General features: G+C 63.0%; 21 protein-coding genes and 1 pseudogene. 15 read left to right on the top strand and 7 right to left on the bottom strand.

Annotated features, from left to right (window positions below):
* Positions 1-22 precede the first annotated feature (22 nt).
* Together ACZYHG_RS27705 and ACZYHG_RS27700 are read right to left on the bottom strand one after the other, a co-directional pair.
* Complete coding sequence (locus ACZYHG_RS27705) at positions 23-1165, bottom strand: flavin-containing monooxygenase (RefSeq protein ID WP_464611277.1); 1143 nt, start codon at positions 1163-1165, stop codon at positions 23-25.
* Between the two features lie 81 nt (positions 1166-1246).
* Positions 1247-1756: an Lrp/AsnC family transcriptional regulator gene (locus ACZYHG_RS27700; protein WP_464611276.1), complete on the bottom strand. Its 510-nt coding sequence runs from the start codon at positions 1754-1756 to the stop codon at positions 1247-1249.
* A 74-nt stretch (positions 1757-1830) separates the two neighbouring features.
* On the opposite strand from ACZYHG_RS27700, the gene ACZYHG_RS27695 reads away from it, so the two are divergent.
* The 10 genes and pseudogenes from ACZYHG_RS27695 to ACZYHG_RS27650 all read left to right on the top strand — a co-directional run bounded on the left by ACZYHG_RS27695 (position 1831) and on the right by ACZYHG_RS27650 (position 12273).
* Entirely contained in the window at positions 1831-3039 is a 1209-nt protein-coding gene (locus tag ACZYHG_RS27695; RefSeq protein ID WP_464611275.1) for a diaminopropionate ammonia-lyase, read from the top strand.
* Positions 3036-4268 (top strand): allantoate amidohydrolase, encoded by a 1233-nt coding sequence (locus tag ACZYHG_RS27690; protein ID WP_464611274.1) that lies wholly within the window; start codon positions 3036-3038, stop codon positions 4266-4268. The genes ACZYHG_RS27695 and ACZYHG_RS27690 overlap by 4 nt, the downstream gene beginning before the upstream one ends.
* A 4-nt stretch (positions 4269-4272) precedes the next feature.
* A pseudogene (locus ACZYHG_RS27685) lies at positions 4273-5432 on the top strand (M20 aminoacylase family protein).
* A gap of 387 nt (positions 5433-5819) precedes the next feature.
* A complete protein-coding gene (locus ACZYHG_RS27680) occupies positions 5820-6032 on the top strand; it encodes a hypothetical protein (protein WP_464611273.1) in 213 nt (70 codons plus the stop codon).
* Between the two features lie 96 nt (positions 6033-6128).
* The gene (locus tag ACZYHG_RS27675) at positions 6129-6302 is read left to right on the top strand and encodes a hypothetical protein (RefSeq protein WP_464611272.1); all 174 of its coding nucleotides are present in this window, start codon (positions 6129-6131) and stop codon (positions 6300-6302) included.
* A gap of 65 nt (positions 6303-6367) precedes the next feature.
* Positions 6368-8461, top strand: a complete 2094-nt coding sequence (locus ACZYHG_RS27670; protein WP_464611271.1) for an ATP-dependent helicase — start codon at positions 6368-6370, stop codon at positions 8459-8461.
* A 9-nt stretch (positions 8462-8470) separates the two neighbouring features.
* Positions 8471-9247 (top strand): 4-hydroxy-tetrahydrodipicolinate reductase, encoded by a 777-nt coding sequence (gene dapB, locus ACZYHG_RS27665; RefSeq protein WP_464611270.1) that lies wholly within the window; start codon positions 8471-8473, stop codon positions 9245-9247.
* A gap of 264 nt (positions 9248-9511) precedes the next feature.
* On the top strand, positions 9512-10468 hold the full coding sequence (locus ACZYHG_RS27660) for an ABC transporter substrate-binding protein (RefSeq protein ID WP_464614805.1): 957 nt from the start codon (positions 9512-9514) through the stop codon (positions 10466-10468).
* 105 nt (positions 10469-10573) lie between these two features.
* A complete protein-coding gene (locus tag ACZYHG_RS27655) occupies positions 10574-11383 on the top strand; it encodes an ABC transporter ATP-binding protein (protein ID WP_464611269.1) in 810 nt (269 codons plus the stop codon).
* Positions 11384-11394: 11 nt separating this feature from the next.
* Positions 11395-12273 carry an ABC transporter permease gene (locus ACZYHG_RS27650; RefSeq protein ID WP_027034562.1) on the top strand — a complete coding sequence of 293 codons (879 nt, stop codon included), beginning with the start codon at positions 11395-11397 and terminating at the stop codon, positions 12271-12273.
* A gap of 13 nt (positions 12274-12286) precedes the next feature.
* Here the strand turns inward: ACZYHG_RS27650 and ACZYHG_RS27645 are convergent, their stop codons facing one another.
* Together ACZYHG_RS27645 and ACZYHG_RS27640 are read right to left on the bottom strand one after the other, a co-directional pair.
* Positions 12287-13645 carry a sensor histidine kinase gene (locus ACZYHG_RS27645; protein ID WP_464611268.1) on the bottom strand — a complete coding sequence of 453 codons (1359 nt, stop codon included), beginning with the start codon at positions 13643-13645 and terminating at the stop codon, positions 12287-12289.
* Positions 13642-14319, bottom strand: coding sequence for a response regulator (locus ACZYHG_RS27640; protein ID WP_464611267.1), 678 nt, complete (start codon positions 14317-14319; stop codon positions 13642-13644). The genes ACZYHG_RS27645 and ACZYHG_RS27640 overlap by 4 nt, the downstream gene beginning before the upstream one ends.
* Positions 14320-14803: 484 nt before the next feature.
* On the opposite strand from ACZYHG_RS27640, the gene ACZYHG_RS27635 reads away from it, so the two are divergent.
* From ACZYHG_RS27635 to ACZYHG_RS27625, 3 genes are all read left to right on the top strand, one after another.
* Positions 14804-15031, top strand: a complete 228-nt coding sequence (locus ACZYHG_RS27635; RefSeq protein ID WP_464611266.1) for a DUF680 domain-containing protein — start codon at positions 14804-14806, stop codon at positions 15029-15031.
* Positions 15032-15412: 381 nt separating this feature from the next.
* Entirely contained in the window at positions 15413-15646 is a 234-nt protein-coding gene (locus ACZYHG_RS27630; RefSeq protein ID WP_464611265.1) for a DUF680 domain-containing protein, read from the top strand.
* Between the two features lie 280 nt (positions 15647-15926).
* Complete coding sequence (locus tag ACZYHG_RS27625; protein WP_464611264.1) at positions 15927-16166, top strand: DUF680 domain-containing protein; 240 nt, start codon at positions 15927-15929, stop codon at positions 16164-16166.
* Positions 16167-16217: 51 nt separating this feature from the next.
* Here the strand turns inward: ACZYHG_RS27625 and ACZYHG_RS27620 are convergent, their stop codons facing one another.
* From ACZYHG_RS27620 to purM, 3 genes are read right to left on the bottom strand one after another with little or no spacing between them, the layout of a single operon-like run.
* Complete coding sequence (locus tag ACZYHG_RS27620; RefSeq protein WP_464611263.1) at positions 16218-16727, bottom strand: SixA phosphatase family protein; 510 nt, start codon at positions 16725-16727, stop codon at positions 16218-16220.
* Positions 16728-16742: 15 nt separating this feature from the next.
* Positions 16743-17450 carry a phosphoribosylglycinamide formyltransferase gene (gene purN / locus ACZYHG_RS27615; RefSeq protein WP_464611262.1) on the bottom strand — a complete coding sequence of 236 codons (708 nt, stop codon included), beginning with the start codon at positions 17448-17450 and terminating at the stop codon, positions 16743-16745.
* Entirely contained in the window at positions 17447-18526 is a 1080-nt protein-coding gene (purM, locus tag ACZYHG_RS27610) for a phosphoribosylformylglycinamidine cyclo-ligase (protein ID WP_464611261.1), read from the bottom strand. Before purM ends, purN begins: the two co-directional genes overlap by 4 nt.
* 239 nt (positions 18527-18765) lie before the next feature.
* On the opposite strand from purM, the gene ACZYHG_RS27605 reads away from it, so the two are divergent.
* The gene (locus ACZYHG_RS27605) at positions 18766-19323 is read left to right on the top strand and encodes a CDP-alcohol phosphatidyltransferase family protein (RefSeq protein ID WP_464611260.1); all 558 of its coding nucleotides are present in this window, start codon (positions 18766-18768) and stop codon (positions 19321-19323) included.
* On the top strand, positions 19295-20497 hold the full coding sequence (locus tag ACZYHG_RS27600; RefSeq protein WP_464611259.1) for an AI-2E family transporter: 1203 nt from the start codon (positions 19295-19297) through the stop codon (positions 20495-20497). The genes ACZYHG_RS27605 and ACZYHG_RS27600 overlap by 29 nt, the downstream gene beginning before the upstream one ends.
* The last annotated feature ends 1 nt before the right edge of the window (position 20498 follow it).

Raw genomic sequence — 20498 nt, 5'->3', positions numbered from 1 at the left:
GCGTCGGCCGTCTGGGGGCCGACTATACCGGCAGGGTTTCGGCCGCCTTTTTCCTGTTCAGCCGCTGCCGGATGTCGTCGGCGATCGCCTGGGCTTCGATGCCGATCTCACGCAACAATCCGGCTACCGCATTGTGGAAGCCGATGAGGTAGAGGCCGAGATCCGAAGCCTGCGCGGTAACGCCGCTGCGGTCCGGCTGGATGCCGGGTTCGAGGAGTTTGGCATAGCCCGGCCGGTAACCGGTGGCAAAGATGATCGCATCGAATTCGCTGTGTGTGCCGTCGGCGAAACGGACACCGCGTTGCGAGATCTCGGCGATGTCGGGCGCAACCTTGATCGCACCTTCGCGGATCTTGGCGATGGTGCCAACGTCGATCACCGGAATGCGCGATACAATCGCAATCTGTTCCAGCAGTCCCTGTCCCGGCCGTTTGAGCCCATATTTTTCCAGCCTGCCCAGCACCAGGTCGAGAATGACCGGGAACAAAGCGTCATTGAGGCGCTGCGGCCCCAGGCGCGTCGCCATGCCGACCATCTGGATGGGCACGCCGAACAGTTCGCGCGGTACGATATGAACGCCGCCGCGCACGCAAATTGTCGGTCGCGCACCGTTTTCCGCCAGATCGAGCGCAATCTCGGCGCCGGTGTTGCCCATGCCGATGACCAGCACCGACTGGGCGGCGAAAGGCGTGGCATTGCGATAGTCGGCGCTGTGCAGTGTCTTCCCCATGAAGCTGTCGATGCCTGCAAATGTGGGCCGCAAGGGCTCGGCATTGTAGCCTGACGCGATCACCACATGCTTGGCGCGCAGCGGGCCGGATGTCGCATCCACACGCCAGCCGCGACCTTCCCGGCCGATCGCTTTCACCGTTTCGCCAAACCGGGGCTTGAGGTCGAAGCGTTGCGCATAGGCATCGAGATACTCGACGAAGAGATCGCGCGGCACGTAACGCGGATAGTGCTTCGGGAAGGGCACGAAGGGCAGCGACGAATAGCGCTTGGTCGTGTGCAGGTGGACGCGCTCGTAATGGCGTCGCCAGGCGGGCGCGGCCTGCTGCTCTTTTTCGATGATGATGAAGTCGACGCCGGCCTCTCTCAGGCATGCGGCAACGGCCAGGCCCGCCGGCCCGGCGCCGATGATTGCAACTGTCGAGATGTCTCCCACGCGCGCCTCCCAGCAAATTCGTGTCCGCAGAATATCGAAAAGCGTGGCAGGGATCGGACTGGAGCCTGCCAGCCAGCGAGCTCAATCCGGCAACGGCACCGTCAACCCGACCTTGACGCGATCCATGGCGACGAAAGTGCGGAATTTTCGGACATTGTTGCTGCCGAAGAACAGTTTTCGCGTCAGCGCCTCATAGGCGCCCATGTCGGCCACGGTCATGACGAGGATGAAGTCGGCTTCGCCGGTCACATAGTAGCATTGCTGCACTTCAGGCGCTTCCGAGAATTGCCGCTTGGCCGCGTCGATCAATTCGGTGCGTTCGCTCTCCAGCTCCACCTCGACGAAGATGGTAATGGGCTGGCCGACCGCGGCCGGCTCGATGATCGCGACATTGCTGGCGATGACGCCGGCCTGTTCCATGCGCTTGATGCGGCGCTGCACCGCCGGTGCCGAAAGGTTCACCGCTTCGCCGATCAGCCGTTGCGGCGTCGTGTTGTCCCGCTGCAGGATGGCAAGGATGGCGAGATCGAAACTGTCGAGTGAGGCCGGCGATTGGGGCAATGGAGGTGTCCAAGTGAAACAAACTTGCATTTCGGAGGTCCAATTACAGCGCTCTTTGCGCCCGTCCTGCAATATGGTCTCGCCTGATACCAAGGAGGCCGCCAGTGTTCCTGCCCAACCGCAATGCCTTGCACGGCAAGCCGCTTGATGCGGCCGATGCCGAAACCCTGGGGATTGCCGGTGCGGATACGGTTGAGCGTTTTCTGGCCCATCGTGACAATCATTTGGTGACGCCACTGCACGCGCTGCCGGCACTGGCGAGCGCACTTGGCCTCGATGCACTGCATGTCAAGGACGAGGGCTTCCGTCTTGGCCTTGGCAGCTTCAAGGCGCTGGGCGGCGCTTATGCTGTCTTCCGTCTGGTGCTGGAGGAAGCAAGCAAGCGGCTTGGGCGCTCCGTCGATGTCGCCGATCTCAGTCGGCCCGAGGTTCGCTCGGTCGCCGCGAAGATGATTTTTGCCTGCGCCACCGACGGCAATCACGGCCGCTCGGTCGCGCAGGGCGCTGAACTTGCCGGAACCAGGGCCGTGATCTTTGTGCATGCCGGCGTCAGCGAGGAACGCATCGCTGCCATCGCCCGCTACGGTGCGGAGATGGTCCAGGTCGACGGCAATTATGACGATTCGGTCAGGCAGGCCGCGCAAGTTTCGGCGGAGAAGGGCTGGACCGTTGTGTCGGATACGTCGTGGCCGGGCTATGAGCGCATCCCCGGCCTGGTGATGCAGGGCTATACGGCGATCGTGCGCGAAGCGCTGCGCCAGCTCCGCCAGCCGCCGACCCACGTCTTCGTCCAGGCGGGCGTCGGCGGCATTGCCGCCGCGGTGGCCGGCCATCTCGCCATCGTGCTCGGCGACGCCAGGCCAACCTTCATTGTCGTCGAGCCCGCGCGTGCCGCATGCATCGTCGCAGCCGCTGTGGCAGGGCGTGTGGTCAAGGTGGCGCACGATCAGCCGACTGTCATGGCCATGCTTGAATGCTACGAGGCCTCGCAGGTCGCCTGGCGCATGCTGGCGCGCGTCGCCGACGCCTTCATGACCGTGGACGAGGACGACGCCATCGCGGTGATGCGACGCTTGGCACGGCCGGCCGGCGCCGATCCGGTGATCGTCGCTGGCGAGAGCGGCGGCGTCGGCCTTGCCGGGCTGATCCGGGCGATGGCCGATTACAGGGCTGATCTCGGCCTCGACGACAAATCCCGCGTGCTGGTGATCAACACCGAAGGAGCGACCGACCCGCATCGCTATGCGGAACTGGTCGGCATGAGCCCGGCCGATGTGCTGGCCGGCAAGTTCGCCGCCGAGGCAACACCGTGATCGCGATCGATGCACAGCGCCTGCTTGGCCGCATTCGTGAACTTGGCGCCGTTGGCCGCGATGGCGAGGGCAGGCTGATCCGGCTGGCCGCTTCCGACACCGACCGGCAGGGCCGCGACCTCTTCGTCGGCTGGCTGCGGCAGGCCGGGCTCGATGTCGCCATCGACCGCATCGGCAACATCTTTGGCATTTGGCAAAGCGCCGACAATGCTGGCGAGGCACCGCTGCTCATCGGCTCCCACATCGACACGGTCATCGACGCCGGCATCTATGATGGCTGCTACGGTGTGCTTGCCGGGCTGGAGGTGATCGAGACGCTGAAGGCGTCCGGCCTCTCGCCGTCGCGCCCGCTCGCCGTCGCGGCCTTCACCAACGAGGAAGGCGTGCGCTTTTCTCCCGACATGATGGGGTCGCTGGTCCATGCCGGCGGTGTCGATGTCGAAGCTGCACTCGCCGCTATCGGGACCGACGGCAGCACGCTCGGACAGGAACTGGCCCGCATCGGCTACGCCGGCGACCGCGAACCCGGTTTTCTCAAACCGCACATCTATGTCGAATTGCATATCGAACAGGGGCCGGTTCTGGAACGCGAAGGCATCCCGATCGGTGCGGTCGAAACCCTGCAAGGCATCTCCTGGCAGCGCATCACCCTCGATGGTGTCGCCAACCATGCCGGCACCACGCCGATGTCGATGCGCAGCGATGCCGGATACGCGGCGGCACGCGTCGTCACCTTCCTGCATGACCGGGCAGCGGCTTCCAATTCGCCGACCGTTGCCACCGTCGGCACGATGCGCCTGGAGCCGAACGCCATCAACGTCATTCCCTCGCGCGCCGTCTTTACCGTCGATCTGCGCGATCCTGACGAGCAGCACCTGCAGGCGGAGGAGGCGGCGCTGGCAGCCTTTCTCGAGCAGCTTGCCGCCGAGGGCATTACTGTTACGGTCGAAAGGCTGGCCCGCTTCGAGCCGGTTGTCTTCGACGACCGGGTCGTCGAGCTCATCGAGGACGCGGCGAGGAAGCGCGGGCTTGCCTCGCGGCGCATGACCTCGGGTGCGGGCCATGACGCGCAGATGATCGCGCGCATCGCGCCGGCGGCGATGATCTTCGTGCCGAGCGCTGGAGGCATCAGCCACAGTCCGCGCGAGCACACTGAAGACGCCGAGCTTGTTGCCGGCGCCAACATCCTGCTTGATGTCGTCACGGAACTTGCCGAGATCGAGGGATGAAGGAATGACCAAACTCGATGCACTGAAGCGCGAGATGACCGCTTGGCGGCGCGATCTGCACGCGCACCCCGAATTCGGCTTCGAGGAGAAACGTACCGCCGCTTTTGTCGCGGCCAAGCTTCGCGAATTCGGCCTGGACGATGTAAGTGAGGGCGTCGGTGGCACCGGTGTCGTTGGCACGCTGAAGCGCGGCAGCGGTAACCGCGCGATTGCGCTGCGGGCTGACATGGATGCTTTGCGTATCACCGAGCAGTCGACCGCGCCCTATCGCTCCGGCAATCCTGGCGTCATGCATGCCTGCGGCCATGACGGCCACACCGCCATGCTGCTTGGCGCGGCAAAGCTGCTGGCCGGCGAGGGCGGTTTCGACGGCACCGTGCGCTTCATCTTCCAGCCGGCCGAGGAGTGGGGCAGGGGCGCGCTGGCCATGATCGATGATGGCCTGATGCAACGCTTCCCCTTCGACGAGATATTTGGCCTGCACAATATGCCTGGCCTCGCCGTCGGCCATTTCGAGACCCGCGCCGGCCCCATAATGTCGGCCGAGGATAACTTCGAGATCGTGCTCAGGGGGATCGGTGGCCATGCGGCGCGGCCGCATTCGGGAAACGAAACGCTGGTCGCCGCCTGCGCCCTGGTCACCAATCTGCAGACCATCGTTTCGCGCCGGCTGAGCCCGGCCGACATAGCGGTGGTTTCGGTGACCGAACTGATCACCGACGGCACCCGCAACGCGCTGCCCGGACTTGCCCGCATCCTTGGCGACGCGCGTAGTTTCCGCCCCGAAGTCAGCGCCGAGATCGAGCGCCAGATGCGCATCATCGCCGAGGGCACCGCTACAGCTTACAACGTCAGCGCCGAGGTCAACTACACCAGAGAATTCGTGCCCTTGCGCAACGATGCCGAACTGGTCGACGCGGCCTTCGTCGCCGCCAAAAACGTCTTCGAGCCAGACAATATCGCGGTCGCCCGGAGCCGATGACAGGGTCGGAGGATTTCGCCCGCTTCCTCGACCATGTGCCGGGCTGCTTCGTCTTCCTCGGCAATGGCGAAGCCTCGGCACCGCTCCACAATTCCAGCTACGACTTCAACGATGACGGACTGTTGTTCGGCGCCAATTTCCATGTCGCCGTCGCCAGGCAAAGGCTCGCGACCGGGAGTTGATCTCGACGGATTTTGACGGGCTCGCCTTACGCGCCAGCTCTCCGGCTTGATTCAATCGGTCAACCAGCCGGTTGTGGGCGCTGATATCGTTGACTTAAACCCAATCCACGGCATCACCATCCCGACTGCGGCGTACCCCTCGACGCGGATTCGGTGACAACCACATGACGTCAGGGCAAGACTCAGCTAGCCTGCGTTGTGCGGCGGACCTGATATATCCGCTTGGCCGGCGCCTTCTCCTCCCAAGCGGCGCCGGCCTTCTTCCTCAAAATTGCTCTTGTTGTCGCTAAATTAGCGAAAGTTAAATTTAGAGCATTTGGCCTTGCCGGAAATTAGGAGCTCAACGGCATAACTTCAGCATGCCTTGGGGTGATGGCAGGAAGAGCGATGCGCGGGCGTGGATGGATCAAGGTGTTGCGGCAAGACGAGGCCCGGCAGTTGCGTGCGCGCATTGCCGAACTTGAGCGCGCCCTGATGCTGGGCTCGAAGCATGGCCGCCACCGGCAGCATGAGGCCGGGCACGAACTGCGCAATGCGAAGTTCCGCCTGCAGCGCCTCGAAGAATGCATCGCCGAAATGCCGGGCACATACGCGCAGTAGCGGAAGTTTCGCTCTCTGCTCCAGCCAGGTCAGGATAGCCGGTGGGAACCAAACGCTGTCTCCCCGGTTGCTTCTGCTCCAAGGGAGTATCAAACCATGTTCCGTTTGCTCGTCGCCGGCGCTCTGGCCTATGTCACTTACCGCCTCACCAGAAAGATGGTCGACGACGTACCCGATACGGTCGATCCAATGCTGTTGCCGCCAAGGCAGTATGACCGCGACGCTCTGCGCCGGCAGTCGGCGGCGATGGGCGTTGATCCCCAGAGATAGATTTCGGTGTCATTGCCAGTTCGCTCCGCCGTTGCGAACAAAGCGGAAACGATGCTTGATGGGGCATGAACCTCGCCGCCCCTGATTCGAAATTTCGGGACACGACCGTCGCGCCCGCCTATCTCACCCGGTTGAACGACGCCCAGCGCCAGGCCGTCGAGCATGGCGACGGCAAGATTGCAGGTCCCTTGCTGGTCATTGCCGGTGCGGGTTCTGGCAAGACCAACACGCTGGCGCATCGCGTCGCCCATCTGATCGTCAAAGGGGCAGACCCGCGCCGCATCCTGCTGATGACCTTTTCGCGGCGCGCCGCATCCGAAATGGCAAAACGTGTCGAGCGCATCGCCGGCGAGGTGCTCGGCCGCGACGCCGCGGTGATCACCGATGCGCTGACCTGGGCCGGCACCTTTCACGGCATTGGCGCGCGGCTGTTGCGCGACTATGCGCTGGAGATTGGTCTCGACCCGGCCTTCACCATCCATGACCGCGAAGATTCCGCCGACCTGATGAACCTCGTGCGCCACGAACTCGGTTTCTCCAAAACGGAGGCGCGCTTCCCGACCAAGGGCACCTGCCTTGCCATCTATTCACGTGCCGTCAACGCGCAGGCGCCGCTCGGCGAAGTGCTGGGGTCCGCTTTTCCCTGGTGCGCCGGCTGGGCGGAGCAGCTGAAGCTGCTTTTCGCCGGCTATGTCGAGGCCAAGCAGGCGCAGAACGTGCTCGATTACGACGATCTGCTGCTCTACTGGGCGCAGATGACGGCCGAGCCCGAAATCGCGACGCATCTTGGTGGGCGTTTCGACCATGTTCTGGTCGATGAATATCAGGACACCAACCGTTTGCAGTCCTCGATCCTGCTGGCGCTCAAACCCGACGGCGCCGGACTGACGGTGGTTGGCGACGACGCGCAGTCGATCTATTCGTTCCGTGCCGCCGAGGTGCGCAACATTCTCGATTTCCCCAAGCAGTTCGCGCAAGCCGCCGATGTGGTGATGCTGGAGCGCAACTACCGCTCGACCGAGACCATTCTGGCCGCTGCCAATGCGGTGATCGGCGAGGCCTCGGAACGCTTCACCAAGAACCTGTGGTCGGACCGCAAATCCACCGACCGGCCGAGACTGGTGAGTGTGCGCGACGAGGTCGAGCAAGCGAACTTCGTCTGCGACACGATCCTTGCCGAGCGCGAGGCCGGCACGGCATTGAAGTCGCAAGCCGTGCTGTTTCGCGCCTCGCATCACAGCGGCCCGCTGGAGATCGAGCTGACGCGGCGCAACATCCCCTTCGTCAAGTTCGGCGGGCTGAAATTCCTCGATGCTTCCCACGTCAAGGACGTGCTGGCGGTGTTGCGCTTCGCCGAAAACCCGCGCGACCGCGTCGCCGGTTTTCGCGTGCTGCAGTTGATGCCGGGCATCGGCCCTTCGGCCGCCGCGCACATCGTCGAAGCCATGACGACAGCGCTGGACGAGGCGATGGGGCTGGCCGGCTGGCGTCCGCCACAACGCGCGGCCGACGATTGGCCGGGTTTCGTCTCGCTCTATTCCGGCCTGCGGGCCGGTGCCAAATGGCCAGCCGATCTCGAACAGGTCAGGCTGTGGTACGAGCCGCATCTGGAGCGCATCCACGAAGACGCGATCACCCGGCGGGCGGATTTGCTGCAACTGGAGCAGATCGGGTCGGGCTATGCTTCTCGCGAACGCTTCCTGACCGAACTGACGCTCGATCCGCCGGACGCGACCAGCGACCAGGCCGGACCGCCGCATCGCGACGAGGACTATCTGATCCTGTCGACCATCCACTCGGCCAAGGGCCAGGAGTGGAAGAATGTTTTTGTCCTCAACACGGTCGATGGCTGCATCCCGGCCGATCTCGGCGTAGGCACCAAGGAGGATATCGAGGAGGAGCGCCGGCTGCTCTACGTGGCGATGACGCGGGCCAAGGACAATCTCAACCTGGTCATGCCGCAGCGCTTCTTCCCGCACGGCCAGGCGGCGCGCGGCGACCGCCACCTCTATGCCTCGCGCACCCGCTTCATCCCGGCCTCGATCCTCGCCGCGTTTCAGCAGATATCGTGGCCAAGCGCGCAAGCAGCACAAGGCAGGGCGCCCCGGCCGGAAGTGCGCGTCGACATCGGCGCGCGCATGCGCGGCATGTGGAAATAGTCGAAGGCCATGGTGCATCAGCCGATCAGGATCGCCATCGCCGGCGCGCTTGGTCGCATGGGTCGCCAGATGGCGGACGCCGTGCGGGCCGATCCGCGGCTGGCGCTCGTCGCCCGCTTCCATCGCCCAGGCAATGTCGGCGAGGGGCTAGTCAGCCGCGAGGAAGCGCTTGCGATGGCTGATGTGGTCATCGATTTCACCACACCAGCGGCTTCGGCCGAGCTGGCAAGGTTTTGCGCAAACCGGGGCGGACCCGGCTTGGTGATAGGATCGACCGGCTTTGATGCTGCTGAATTGGCCATAATCGCCAAAGCCGCGAAAACAGTTCCCATCGTGCGCTCCGGCAGTTTTTCGCTTGGGCTCAACATGCTGGTTGGGCTCGTCGAACGAGCGGCGAGGGCGCTCGATGCCGACGACTGGGATGCCGAGATTTTCGAAGCGCATCACCGCCACAAGGTCGATGCGCCGTCGGGTACCGCGCTGATGCTGGGGCAAGCCATTGCCGGCGGACGCAGCGTCGCACTGGACACGGTGGCGAGGCGTGTCCGCGACGGCGTCACCGGCGCGCGTCCCAACGGCGAAATCGGCTTTGCGGTGACGCGCGGCGGCAGCATCATCGGCGAGCACAGCGTCAGCTTCTGTGCCGAGGGCGAAACCGTCACCCTGTCGCATGCCGCCGGCGACCGGATCATGTTCGCCCGGGGCGCCATCGCCGCCGCGCTTTGGGTGGCGGGACGTCCGCCCGGCGAGTACGACATGCGCGACGTGCTTCGGCTGGACAGCTGAGCCAAGGCACACGGCGTAAATTATTACGGCGCGCCGTGGCGACCACCGGCCGCAGCTTACCGATCCGTAAGGTTTGCCGTAATTTTCGGCTTTACCTTGAAAGCTGGATGAAAGGTTGGTGCCATAACTGTTGACTGGCGCCCCATATTTGTCGCGGAAAGCGATGGGAGAGAGAGGGGCGCGGGAAACGAACAAAGGGAAGAGGCCATGTCGCTCGCGCGAACTCTGCTTGATTCAGCCGCCACAACCGCACTCGTTGCCACCATGGCCTTGTCAGCGCCGTCAGCACGCGCCGACGAGAAGATCTCCATCATGGTCGGCGGCTACGAGAAACAGATTTATCTGCCAGCCAAGCTGACCGAGGCGCTCGGTTACTTCAAGGACGAGGGTCTCGATGTCGAGCTGCTGAATGAACCGGCCGGCGTCGACGCCGAAAACGAGATGCTCGCTGGTGCCGTTCAAGGAGTTGTCGGCTTCTACGATCATTGCATCGATCTGCAGGCAAAAGGCAAATTCGTCGAATCCGTCGTCCAGTTCAGCCAGGCGCCGGGCGAGGTCGAGCTGGTTTCGACGAAACACCCCGAGATCAAATCACCCGCCGACTTCAAGGGAATGAGTCTGGGCGTGACCGGTCTGGGCTCATCGACGAATTTTCTTACGGAGTATCTCGCCGTCAAGAACGGCCTGAAGCTCGGCGAATTTACCTCGGTTCCGGTTGGCGCCGGCACAACCTTCATCGCCGCCATGCAGCAGGACAAGATCCAGGCCGGCATGACGACGGAGCCGACGATCACCCGGCTGCTGAAGACCGGCGAAGCGACCGTTCTTATCGACATGCGCACGATGGAGGGCACCAAGGCTGCGCTCGGCGGCACTTACCCGGCTGCATCCCTCTATATGCAGACCGACTGGGTCGAAGCGCATAAGGACATAGTGCAGAAGCTGGCCAATGCCTTCGTCAAGACGCAGAAGTTCATCAACACGCATAGCGGCGCCGAGATAGCCGACAAGATGCCGAAGGACTATTATGTCGGCGACAAGGAAGGCTACGTGAAGGCCCTCGATGCCGGCAAGGCAATGTTCACCCCCGACGGGATAATGCCCGAAGGAGGCCCGGAGACGGTGCTGACGGTTCTTTCAGCCTTCAAGAAGGAACTGCAGGGCAAGCAGATCGACCTCTCCAAGACCTACACCTCGGAATTCGTCAAGAACGCCAAATAGCAGACCGTGCCGGCGCGATGCGCGACATCGCGCCGGCAATCGTCAGTTCCTGACGTCCGGCGGCCTGGCCGACGGCTGGCGTCCGCTCGAACCCGGAGTTCCACCATGACCCCTGAAAAGACCACACCAGCGATTGAACTGATCAATGTCAGTCGGCGGTTCCTCTCGCCCACCGGCAAATCGCTGACGGCGCTGCGCGATTTCACCATGACCGTCGAGCGCGGCGAATTCGTCGCCGTCGTCGGTCCAACCGGTTGCGGAAAATCCACCACCCTCAACCTTGTCACGGGACTGGCAGGCCCAAGTGCCGGCGAGGTTCGTGTCATGGGCGCGCCCGTCAAGGGAATAGACCCGCGCATCGGTTTTGTCTTTCAAAGCGATGCCTTGTTTCCTTGGCGAACTGTGATCGAGAATGTGATGGCCGGCCCGCTCTTTCGCGGCAGGGCCAAGTCGGATGCTACTGCTGCGGCACGCGACTGGCTGGCACGCGTCGGCTTGTCGCGTTTCGAGCAGCATTATCCACACCAGCTTTCCGGCGGCATGCGCAAGCGCGTGGCGTTGGCCCAGACCTTCATAAATGGCCCGGAAATCCTTCTCATGGACGAGCCGTTTTCGGCGCTCGACGTGCAGACGCGCGTGCTGATGCACGAGGAGTTGCTGCGCCTGTGGTCGCAGGCAAAAGCCTCCGTGGTCTTCGTTACGCATGATCTTGAGGAGGCGATCGCGCTTGCCGACAAGGTCTATGTCCTGACCGCCGGGCCGGCCACCGTCAAGTCGGTCTACACGATCGATCTGCCGCGCCCACGCGTGGTCGCCGATATCCGCTATGAGCAGAGCTTCATCGATTACTCGCGCACTATCTGGGCCGACCTCAAGGAAGAGGTCGAGACCAGCTATGCGCGCGCGGCAGCCTGAGGAGGAACGCCATGACAGATGCCGCGATCGACATCAGAGCAGGGGCTTTCAAGCCCGGTACATCAGACGCGGAAATCGAGGCGGCCGCGGCAAAGGCATCGCAGCACCGTCGCCGCACCGTGATTTTCTGGCGGGTCGCCATTCTCGTCGCCTTTCTAGGCTTGTGGGAAATTGCCGCGCGCCAAGCCTGGATCGATCCGTTCTTCTATGCAATGCCGAGCGCGATCGCGCAGCGGCTCTATGAATGGACGACGGAAGGAACGTCCGAGGGGCCGCTTTGGTATCATCTCTATGTTACCATGGAGGAGTCGGTCATTGGCTTCGTAACCGGCTCGGTCGCCGGCATCATCGTCGGCGTTGCGCTCGGCCGCAACCGGATGGCTGCCGACATCTTCTCCATCTACATCAAGGTGATCAATTCCATTCCGCGTGTGGTTCTGGCACCGATCTTCATCATGATCCTCGGCCTTGGCCTCGCTTCGAAAGTGGCGCTTGCCTTCGTAATGGTTTTCTTCGTTGTCTTCCACAATGCCTTCCAGGGCGTGCGGGAAGCCGACAGGGCTATGATTGCCAATGCCCGTATTCTCGGTGCGTCCGACTGGCAATTGACCCGCTCGGTGATTGTCCCTTCGGCGATGAGCTGGATCTTCGCCAGCCTGCATGTCAGCTTCGGCTTTGCCATCATCGGCGCGATCGTTGGCGAGTTCGTCGGCGCGCGCTTCGGCATCGGCCTGCTGATCAACATCGCCAAGGGGTCCTTTGATGCCGCCGGCATGTACGCCGCGATCGTCATCGTCATGGTGGTGGCGCTCGCTGCCGAGTACCTGATGACGATGGTCGAGAACCGCCTGGCAAAATGGCGTCCCCAGCCATTGCATGAGACGCAGTAAGCGGCGAAATATACTAACCGCCCGCCAGCGGCAGCCGCACTTCAACCACCAGACCGCCGGTCGCGCCATCCCCGAGGGTGACGCGGCCGCCGGCATTTTCGACAACCTCGCGCACGATGGCGAGGCCAAGCCCGCTGCCTTCCTCGGTCGAGCCGGCGATGCGATAGAAGCGCTCGAACACATGGTCCCGCTCGTCCGCCGGAATGCCAGGCCCGTCGTCGGCGACCGTCAGCACGGCTTCGCCACCGGAGGCGGCCAGCCGCACCGTGACGCTGCCGCCTGCCCGGGAGTAGCGCAGTGCGTTGTCGACAAGGTTTACGATCATCTCGCGCAGCATGGTGCCGTCGCCGATAACCGGCACCGGACCGGTCTCCTCGAGGCCGAGATCGATGTTGCGGGCGACCGCTGTCGGCGCCTGCGTTTCCAGCACGTGGCGGGCGGCCTCAGTCAGGTCGATGCGGTCGGTGCGCGGCCGCCGGCTGCCCGGCTCCGCCCGGGACAGGGTGAGCAGCTGTTCGGCCAACCGCGCCAGTTTGCCGGAGCTTGCCTGCAGCGCCATCAGCGCTTCCTGGCGCGCGCCGGGGACAGTTTCACGCAGCGCGTAGCTCGCTTGCGTCGACAACAGTGCCAGTGGGGTGCGCAATTGGTGCGCCGCATTGGCGATGAAGCGGCGCTGCGCCGCCATCTGCGCCCGCACCCGCTCCATATAGGCGTTCAGCGCTTCGATCAGCGGGCGGATCTCGTTCTGTGCGCCCGGTACTTCGACAGGGTCAAGGTCGCTGCGACTTGGCGAGCGCACCGCGTCGCGCAAGCGGATTAAGGGTGCAAGGCCCCGATGCAGACCCAGCAGAACGAACAAGCCTGCAATCGCCACCAGTGCCAGCTGTTGGGCAAAGGCGCCAAACCACAGACGCCGCACCATGGCGTCGTGTCCGGCAAGCGAGACGCCAACGGTAACAGTGATCGGCGAATCCTTGCCGGCACCGACCACAGCGTGGCTGAACGTAAGCAGCCTCAGCCGATGGTCGCGATAGCTTGCCTCTGTGTCGGAGGACTTTGGTGCCTCCGGCAGATCCGGATAGCCGGTCAGCAACCGCCCTCCAGCAGCCTTGACGTGGTAGTAGACGCTGTCGTGGTCGCCGGTGTCGAACATCTCAAGCGCCGCCGGTGGTATCGTGGCGTCGAGCACGCCGTCAGCCACGGCGACACGTTCGGCGATAGCCCGCGCCGAGCCCATCAGCATGCGGTCGGTGACGAGATCCGCGGTTGTCAGCGCGTTGCGGTGGCTGGTCCACAGATTGATGGTGGCGAGCCCGGCGAGCGGCAGCACCACCCAGGCCAGCAATTGCAGCCGAAGACTGTTAATCCTCATGACGCCAAATCGTCGTGACGCAAGAGATAGCCGAGGCCACGCAACGTGGCTATCTGGACACGCGACCCTTCAAGCTTCTTGCGCACACGATGCACGTAGATCTCGATGGCGCTGGGATCGGCGTCAGTTTCGAAGTCGTAGATCGCTGCCGAAAGTGCTGCCTTGCTCACCGTGCGCCCGGCCTTGACCATCAACTGCTCCAGCACCGCATGTTCGCGCGGCGTCAGCGCCAGCGTTTGGCCGGCGAGCGAAAACAGTCGGGTGTTGGTATCGAATACCAGATCGCCGCAGGTAACGACAGGCGCGGTGCGGTCATTGGCGCGGCGCAGCTGCACGCGGATGCGTGCCTCGAGCTCCTCGATCTGGAAGGGCTTGGCCAGATAGTCGTCGGCGCCTTCGTTGAGGCCCTTGACCCGGCCGTCGAGGCTGGCATTGGCGGTCAGCACGATAACCGGCACCGAATTGCCGCGTGCCCGCAGCATCCGCAGCGCCTCCATCCCGCCCATGCGCGGCAATGCCAGGTCGAGGATGACAAGCGCATGCTCGCCCGCGGCCAGCGCATGCTCGACATCCTCGCCGTCATGGACGATGTCGACCACATAGTTTGCCTGACGCAGGGTCTTGCCCAGCCAATCGGCCAGCTCATGATTGTCCTCAACAAGCAGCAGTCGCATGTCTATGGCTGTTCCGGTATCCGCCCGCTTTCGGTTTTCAGCGGATCGCCTTGGCTTGATCAGCCGTGGCATCCGCCAATCCCAACTGAATGAGCGACAGTATCGATTTCAACGCAAGACAAATGCGGTTTTGCGGCTGATGACAATGGGGTTTCGCACGTTCGATCGGTCGATTTTCGGGGTAAAATCGAACCGAACGGTTCGGTTCTGATTGACGCATTGTATCGCATATGGTGAACAATGGCCTCTGGGAGGCTTCATTTCCGTCAGGAGTGGTCGCTGTAAGATACTGAATAAATTAAGAAAATCAGGCCAAAATTGCTGCGATGCAATATAAATTGTCTCTAATATAATGAAATACTGCAAAACCGAAGCGACTGGTAATCCAAAAAAGCCTTTCCCATTTTGGGGTGGTCCGAGCGACGCGAATTCCCCAAAGAGGGCACGCCACCAGACGGACAGGAATAAAACTGGAGTTACCAAAATGACCAAGATCGCCCTCACCGCCGCCGCTATCCTCGTTGCCATGGGCGCCGCTTTTGCCGGCAGCGACAATTACAATTCCAACAATGCCAACCAGCAGGCTGTCAGCCAGTCGGCTTCAAACGTCGACGCCTTGCGCACCGGTTCGATCGCGAAGTCCTTGAAGACACAGGGCGACGCCAATGCCAACGTTCCGGCTCAGTCGGGCCAGGGCATCTGGGGTCGTTAATTTCTTCGAACCCCGGAAGACGACAAAGAGCGGTGGGCTTGGCCCGCCGCTCTTGTTTTTTGTGCGCGCGGCTGCGCCGACCAAAAGTCGAACCGATCGGTTCAATTAATGTTGACGCGGCGTGAACGGATGATGACCGACGGCTCGGCGGGTCATCGCCCTGCGCGTCAGAAGATCTCTTATAACCATATGATATCAATAAATAAAATTTCAGACACTTGACGCCGGGGCCGAGATTCAAGGTCTGGATTCGGCACGTGATAGAACATCTTCGTGATTGGAAGTCGGCGAACGAAAAACCCAATTCCAGCCTGTCCGAGCGACGCGAAATTCCTCCCAAGGGCACGCCACTAGACGGACAGAACTACTGGAGTAAAGAAAATGACCAAGATCGCACTTACCGCCGCCGCCATCCTCGTTGCCACGGGCAGCGCTTTCGCCGGCAGCGACAACTATCACTCGGCCACCGACAATCAGTTGGCAGTCACCGCACCCGCGGGCAATATCGACCACGGCCGCACGGCTTCGATCCGCAAGCCGGTCGAGCACCACGGCTTCAAGCTGACGCCTGATTCAGTCCAGCCGGAATCCGGTCAGGGCATCTGGGGCAACTGAGCCAACGCTCAATTGCGCCAGAGGCATCTGGGGTTGGTGTTCTTCGCAGCAGGCCTCGATAACCTCGATAACAAAGAGCGGTGGGCTTGGCCCGCCGCTCTTGTCTTTTATGGATGCCAGATCGATGGCCCGAATCTATGGCACTGGCTTCAGCGGCCGATCCTCCCAGTCGGCAAAAAACATTCCACGTCCAGGAATAAAACCTGGCTTCCCGAGGTCTTGTCCTTAGCGGAACCGTCCTCCCAAGACGCCGCCTAACGGATGAACCAAGGAGATTGAAATGAACAAGATTGCTCTCACCATCGCCGCCGTCCTCTTCGTCACCGGCAATGCATTTGCCGGCAGCGACAACTTCAATTCCAACAATGCCAACCAGCCGATTGCTTCTGTCGCCGGTGTGGATCAAGCCGCCACCGGCGCGGTCAAGAATACGGATATGGCCGGGCACAAGGCAGCCGGCACCAAGATGAAAACCACCCCCGAATGGCCGGAACCCGGCCAGGGCATCTGGGGCAACTGAGCTCTCGGGCGCGGCGGGCTTGCCCTGCCGCATCTGCCCGGCATCGGATTTCTAGCTCAAATCCTTCGGACGCAGGCAATGCGTCAGCCGCGCGAAGGACAGGGCGGACCACTCGCCCTCGAAGACCAAGCGCGCAACGGCCGCCGTCGGAAACTTTTCCTCGAGCCTCTTGCGCGCCTTGGCCTCCGATGTGGGCGCGGCAAGCTGCTTCGCCATATCCTCCAGCCCGGGATTGTGGCCGACCATCAGTAGGCAATTGCTCGATGGATCGGCCTTGCGAATCCGGCCTAGAATATCCGCAGCCGAAGCATCGTAGAGTGCCTGGGCAAACGCGATCCGTGGATGCACAGGCAGTTCCGCGGCCACCAGCCGCCAGGTGTCGCTGGTGCGCAGCGCCGGAGAGACTAGCACGTGATCCGGCAGCCAGTCGCGCATCGCAAGCTCCCGCCCCATCAATCGGGCTGCCTTCAATCCGCGTTCGGCCAAAGGCCGGTCGAAATCATTGAGGGCAGGATCGTCCCAACTGGATTTGGCGTGGCGCAGAAGAAGCAGTTGTTTCATGCCCGTGTTCTCGGCTCAGGGCGTGATCCGTGCCAGATGCTCCAGATCGGCTCCTTCGCGCAGCGGATCGGGCGCCATCACCACCGAGGTGCCGTTGTCGGCGTCATCGGCAAAGTGGGCAAGCACGGTTCGCCCGGCCTCCATGCGCGCCTTGCCTTCCGCGACCAGCCCCAGCGCCAGTGCGTAGAGCCGATGCTCGGCCTTCAGCACGCGGGCAGCCAGCGTATCGGCATTGTCGCCGACCATCACTGGCACGGCAGCCTGGGCGATAATCGGGCCGTCATCCATCTCTGACGTGACGAAATGCACGGTGCAGCCATGGATGCGTATGCCGGCGGCCAGCGCCCGCGCATGCGTATCGAGCCCTTTGAAGGCCGGCAGCAGGGCAGGGTGGATGTTGATCATCCGGCCCTGCCATTTCTGGACGAAGCCAGGGGTGAGGATGCGCATGTAGCCGGCCAGCGCCACGATCTCGGCATTGAAGGCTGTGAGTGCCGCATCGATCGCCGCGTCATGCGCCTGCTTGCTGCCATGGTCGGCACGCGAAATGACCTGCGTGGCGATACCGCGCGCTCGGGCGGTGCCAAGGCCGGCGGCGTCAGCCTTGTCGGAAATCACACCAACGATCTCGGCCGGGAAGGCCGGGTCGCTGGCCGCGGCGATCAGCGCGGTCATGTTGGAGCCGCGCCCCGAGATGAGGACGACTGTGCGTTTTCTGCTCATAGGCCGATCGAGCCCCGATAGATGACGCCGGCGTCGCGGCGCGGCACAATGCGTCCGATCGGCGTCACCGTCTCGCCGGCTTCCTGCAGAACGGCGGCGACCTGTGCTGCCTGGCCGGACGCGACCGCCAGGATCATGCCGATGCCGCAGTTGAAGGTGCGCATCATCTCTTCCGGTGCCACCCCGCCGGTCTTGGCCAGCCAGGAGAACACCGGCGGCACGTCGATGGCTTCGAGGTCGAGTTCGGCCGAAAAATCCTTGGGCAGCACGCGCGGAATGTTTTCCGGGAAGCCGCCGCCGGTGATGTGGGCCAGCGCCTTGATGCCATGCGTGTTGCGGATGGCTTTCAGGATCGACTTGACATAGATGCGCGTCGGCTCGAGCAGCGCCTCGGCGAGCGTCGCGTCGTCGTTGAACGGCGCCGGGTCGCTCCATGCCAGACCGCTGGTGGCGACGATGCGGCGCACCAGCGAGAATCCGTTCGAATGCAGGCCGGAGGAGGCGAGCCCCAGCAGCACGTCGCCCTCGACAATATCGTCGGTCGGCAAAAGCTGGCCGCGTTCGGCAGCCCCCACGGCAAAGCCGGCAAGGTCATAGTCCTTGCCATGATACATGCCGGGCATTTCGGCCGTCTCGCCGCCGATCAGCGCGCAGCCGGCCCGGCGGCAGCCTTCGGCGATGCCGCCGACGATCGCGGCGCCCTGGTCGGGATCGAGCTTGCCGGTGGCGAAATAGTCGAGAAAGAACAGCGGTTCGGCACCCTGCACGACGATGTCGTTGACACACATGGCGACGAGGTCGATGCCGATCGTGTCGTGCTTGCCGGCATCGATGGCGATCTTGAGCTTGGTGCCGACACCGTCATTGGCGGCAACCAGGACCGGATCGGTGAAGCCGGCAGCCTTGAGGTCGAACAGACCGCCGAAGCCGCCGATTTCGCCATCGGCACCCGGCCGGCGCGTCGCGCGCACCAGCGGTTTGATCTTCTCGACCATCAGATTGCCGGCATCGATATCGACGCCGGCCTCGGCATAGGTAAGCCCGTTCTTCCGCGTGCTCGGGTCGCGCTTGCTCATCGCAATTTTCCTGCTCGTTTGCGGGCTCTTCGCATGAATGGTTTCAGGGAGCAAGGATGACGCGCCAGTGGGGCGGTTTTGCCCCCGACAAAAGCGATTGTCGAAGCGGCGGCGGCGGCCGATCTCCCCCTTTGTGGCCTACGAGGGGGAGATCGGCAGCTTCTGCGTCGCTCATCCCTTGCGCGCCCACCCCATCTCCCTCATCTATCTCTCAACAAAAGACGCGGCGGGACAATGCGTTGACCATCCCAAACCTGATCACCATCCTGCGCTTGGTCCTGGTGCCTGCGGTGGTGCTGGCCATGCTGCAGGCGCGCTGGGATTGGGCTTTTGCCGGTTTCCTCGTCGCCGGCGTCTCGGATGGCGTCGACGGCTTCATCGCCCGCCGTTTCAACCAGCAGTCCAGGCTTGGCGCCTATCTCGATCCAATGGCCGACAAGCTGCTTCTGGTTTCGGTGTTCGTGGTCATGGGTTTCATTGGGCGATTGCCGCTGTGGCTGGTCGTCACCATGGTGTCGCGCGACGCGCTGATCATCTGCGCGGTCCTGTTATCCACGGTGATGGCTCATCCGGTCGAGATAAAGCCGTTTCTGGTGTCGAAGGCCAATACCGCCGTCCAGATCGTTCTGGCGGCGGTTGTGCTGGGCGAACTTGCCTTTGCCGTGCACCTCGACCCTCTGCGGCCAGCCCTCATATTGCTGTCCGGGGTCTTGACCGTGGCTTCGGCCGCAGCCTATCTCGTGGCTTGGCTGAGGCATATGAGCGGCTATGGCGAAAGCTCCAATCCGGACATCTGAGAAAGAAGCGGCAGTGATCGAGGCTGCGGCTGCCGATATCGCCGCGGCCTCGGCGTTTCGCCGGCAGATATCGTTCTGGGTGGCTGGCGCGGTCTTGCTCGCCCTTTTCCTCTATATCTTCAGTAACATCCTGTTGCCGTTCGTGGCCGGAATGGTGCTTGCCTATTTCCTCGATCCGGTCGCCGACCGGCTGCAGCGGTTCGGCCTGTCGCGCTTCATGGCGACGGTGGTCATCCTCGTCACCTTCCTGATCGTGCTGGTGCTTGCCTTTGTCGTCCTCATTCCGGTGCTGGCGACGCAGATGTCCCAATTCGCCGGCAAGCTGCCGGAGTATCTGACCCGGCTCCAGAGCCTGCTCACCTCCTTTGATCCGAAATGGCTCGAGCAGAAATTCGGCGTCAACGCCAATGGCTTGCGCGATGGGTTGAACTCGCTGCTGACCTCCGGCTTTGGCCTGATCACAACAGTGTTCACCTCGCTGTGGAGTTCCGGCATGGCGCTGGTCTCGGTGGTCAGCCTGTTCGTGGTGACGCCGGTGGTCGCTTTCTACATGCTGCTCGACTGGGATCGCATGGTGGCGGTCATCGACAGCTGGGTGCCGCGCGACCATGTCACCACCGTGCGCGGCATCGCACGCGACATCAACACCGCCACCGCCGGCTTCGTGCGCGGGCAGGGCACGCTCTGCCTGGTGCTGGGCGCCATGTATGCCACCGGCTTGACGCTGACCGGGTTGAATTTCGCCATCCTCATCGGACTGTTCGCCGGACTGATCTCGTTCATTCCGTATGTCGGCTCACTGACCGGACTGGTGCTGGCCGTCGGCGTTGCCTTCGTCCAGTTTTCGCCGGATTGGATGATGGTCGTCGCCGTCGCGGTGGTCTTCGTCATCGGCCAGTTCATCGAAGGCAACATCCTGCAGCCCAGGCTGGTTGGCAAAAGCGTTGGACTGCACCCGGTGTGGCTGATGTTCGCGTTGTTTGCCTTCGGCGCCCTGTTCGGCTTCGTTGGCCTGCTGATTGCCGTGCCGGCTTCCGCCGCCGTTGCGGTGCTGGTGCGCTTTGCCATCGCCCGTTACCTCGAATCGCCGCTCTATAAGGGCCACGTGACGGTGCCCGCGCCACCGCTGCCTGCCGATCGCGGCGGCGGCCACCGCACGCAACCGCGTCGCTGAA

The organism is Mesorhizobium subarcticum (assembly GCF_055456085.1).
Note: the sequence above shows the minus strand (reverse complement) of the source record. Positions and strands in the feature narration are given on the sequence as shown.

What these genes read in the sequence shown, in the direction of transcription:
- ACZYHG_RS27700 (WP_464611276.1), bottom strand. Translation starts at nt 1,756, where the DNA reads ATGCAAGTTTGTTTCACTTGGACACCTCCATTGCCCCAATCGCCGGCC.
- ACZYHG_RS27680 (WP_464611273.1), top strand. Translation starts at nt 5,820, where the DNA reads ATGCGCGGGCGTGGATGGATCAAGGTGTTGCGGCAAGACGAGGCCCGG.
- ACZYHG_RS27675 (WP_464611272.1), top strand. Translation starts at nt 6,129, where the DNA reads ATGTTCCGTTTGCTCGTCGCCGGCGCTCTGGCCTATGTCACTTACCGC.
- ACZYHG_RS27670 (WP_464611271.1), top strand. Translation starts at nt 6,368, where the DNA reads ATGAACCTCGCCGCCCCTGATTCGAAATTTCGGGACACGACCGTCGCG.
- dapB (WP_464611270.1), top strand. Translation starts at nt 8,471, where the DNA reads ATGGTGCATCAGCCGATCAGGATCGCCATCGCCGGCGCGCTTGGTCGC.
- ACZYHG_RS27660 (WP_464614805.1), top strand. Translation starts at nt 9,512, where the DNA reads ATGGCCTTGTCAGCGCCGTCAGCACGCGCCGACGAGAAGATCTCCATC.
- ACZYHG_RS27655 (WP_464611269.1), top strand. Translation starts at nt 10,574, where the DNA reads ATGACCCCTGAAAAGACCACACCAGCGATTGAACTGATCAATGTCAGT.
- ACZYHG_RS27650 (WP_027034562.1), top strand. Translation starts at nt 11,395, where the DNA reads ATGACAGATGCCGCGATCGACATCAGAGCAGGGGCTTTCAAGCCCGGT.
- ACZYHG_RS27645 (WP_464611268.1), bottom strand. Translation starts at nt 13,645, where the DNA reads ATGAGGATTAACAGTCTTCGGCTGCAATTGCTGGCCTGGGTGGTGCTG.
- ACZYHG_RS27640 (WP_464611267.1), bottom strand. Translation starts at nt 14,319, where the DNA reads ATGCGACTGCTGCTTGTTGAGGACAATCATGAGCTGGCCGATTGGCTG.
- ACZYHG_RS27635 (WP_464611266.1), top strand. Translation starts at nt 14,804, where the DNA reads ATGACCAAGATCGCCCTCACCGCCGCCGCTATCCTCGTTGCCATGGGC.
- ACZYHG_RS27630 (WP_464611265.1), top strand. Translation starts at nt 15,413, where the DNA reads ATGACCAAGATCGCACTTACCGCCGCCGCCATCCTCGTTGCCACGGGC.
- ACZYHG_RS27625 (WP_464611264.1), top strand. Translation starts at nt 15,927, where the DNA reads ATGAACAAGATTGCTCTCACCATCGCCGCCGTCCTCTTCGTCACCGGC.
- ACZYHG_RS27620 (WP_464611263.1), bottom strand. Translation starts at nt 16,727, where the DNA reads ATGAAACAACTGCTTCTTCTGCGCCACGCCAAATCCAGTTGGGACGAT.
- purN (WP_464611262.1), bottom strand. Translation starts at nt 17,450, where the DNA reads ATGAGCAGAAAACGCACAGTCGTCCTCATCTCGGGGCGCGGCTCCAAC.
- purM (WP_464611261.1), bottom strand. Translation starts at nt 18,526, where the DNA reads ATGAGCAAGCGCGACCCGAGCACGCGGAAGAACGGGCTTACCTATGCC.
- ACZYHG_RS27600 (WP_464611259.1), top strand. Translation starts at nt 19,295, where the DNA reads ATGGCGAAAGCTCCAATCCGGACATCTGAGAAAGAAGCGGCAGTGATC.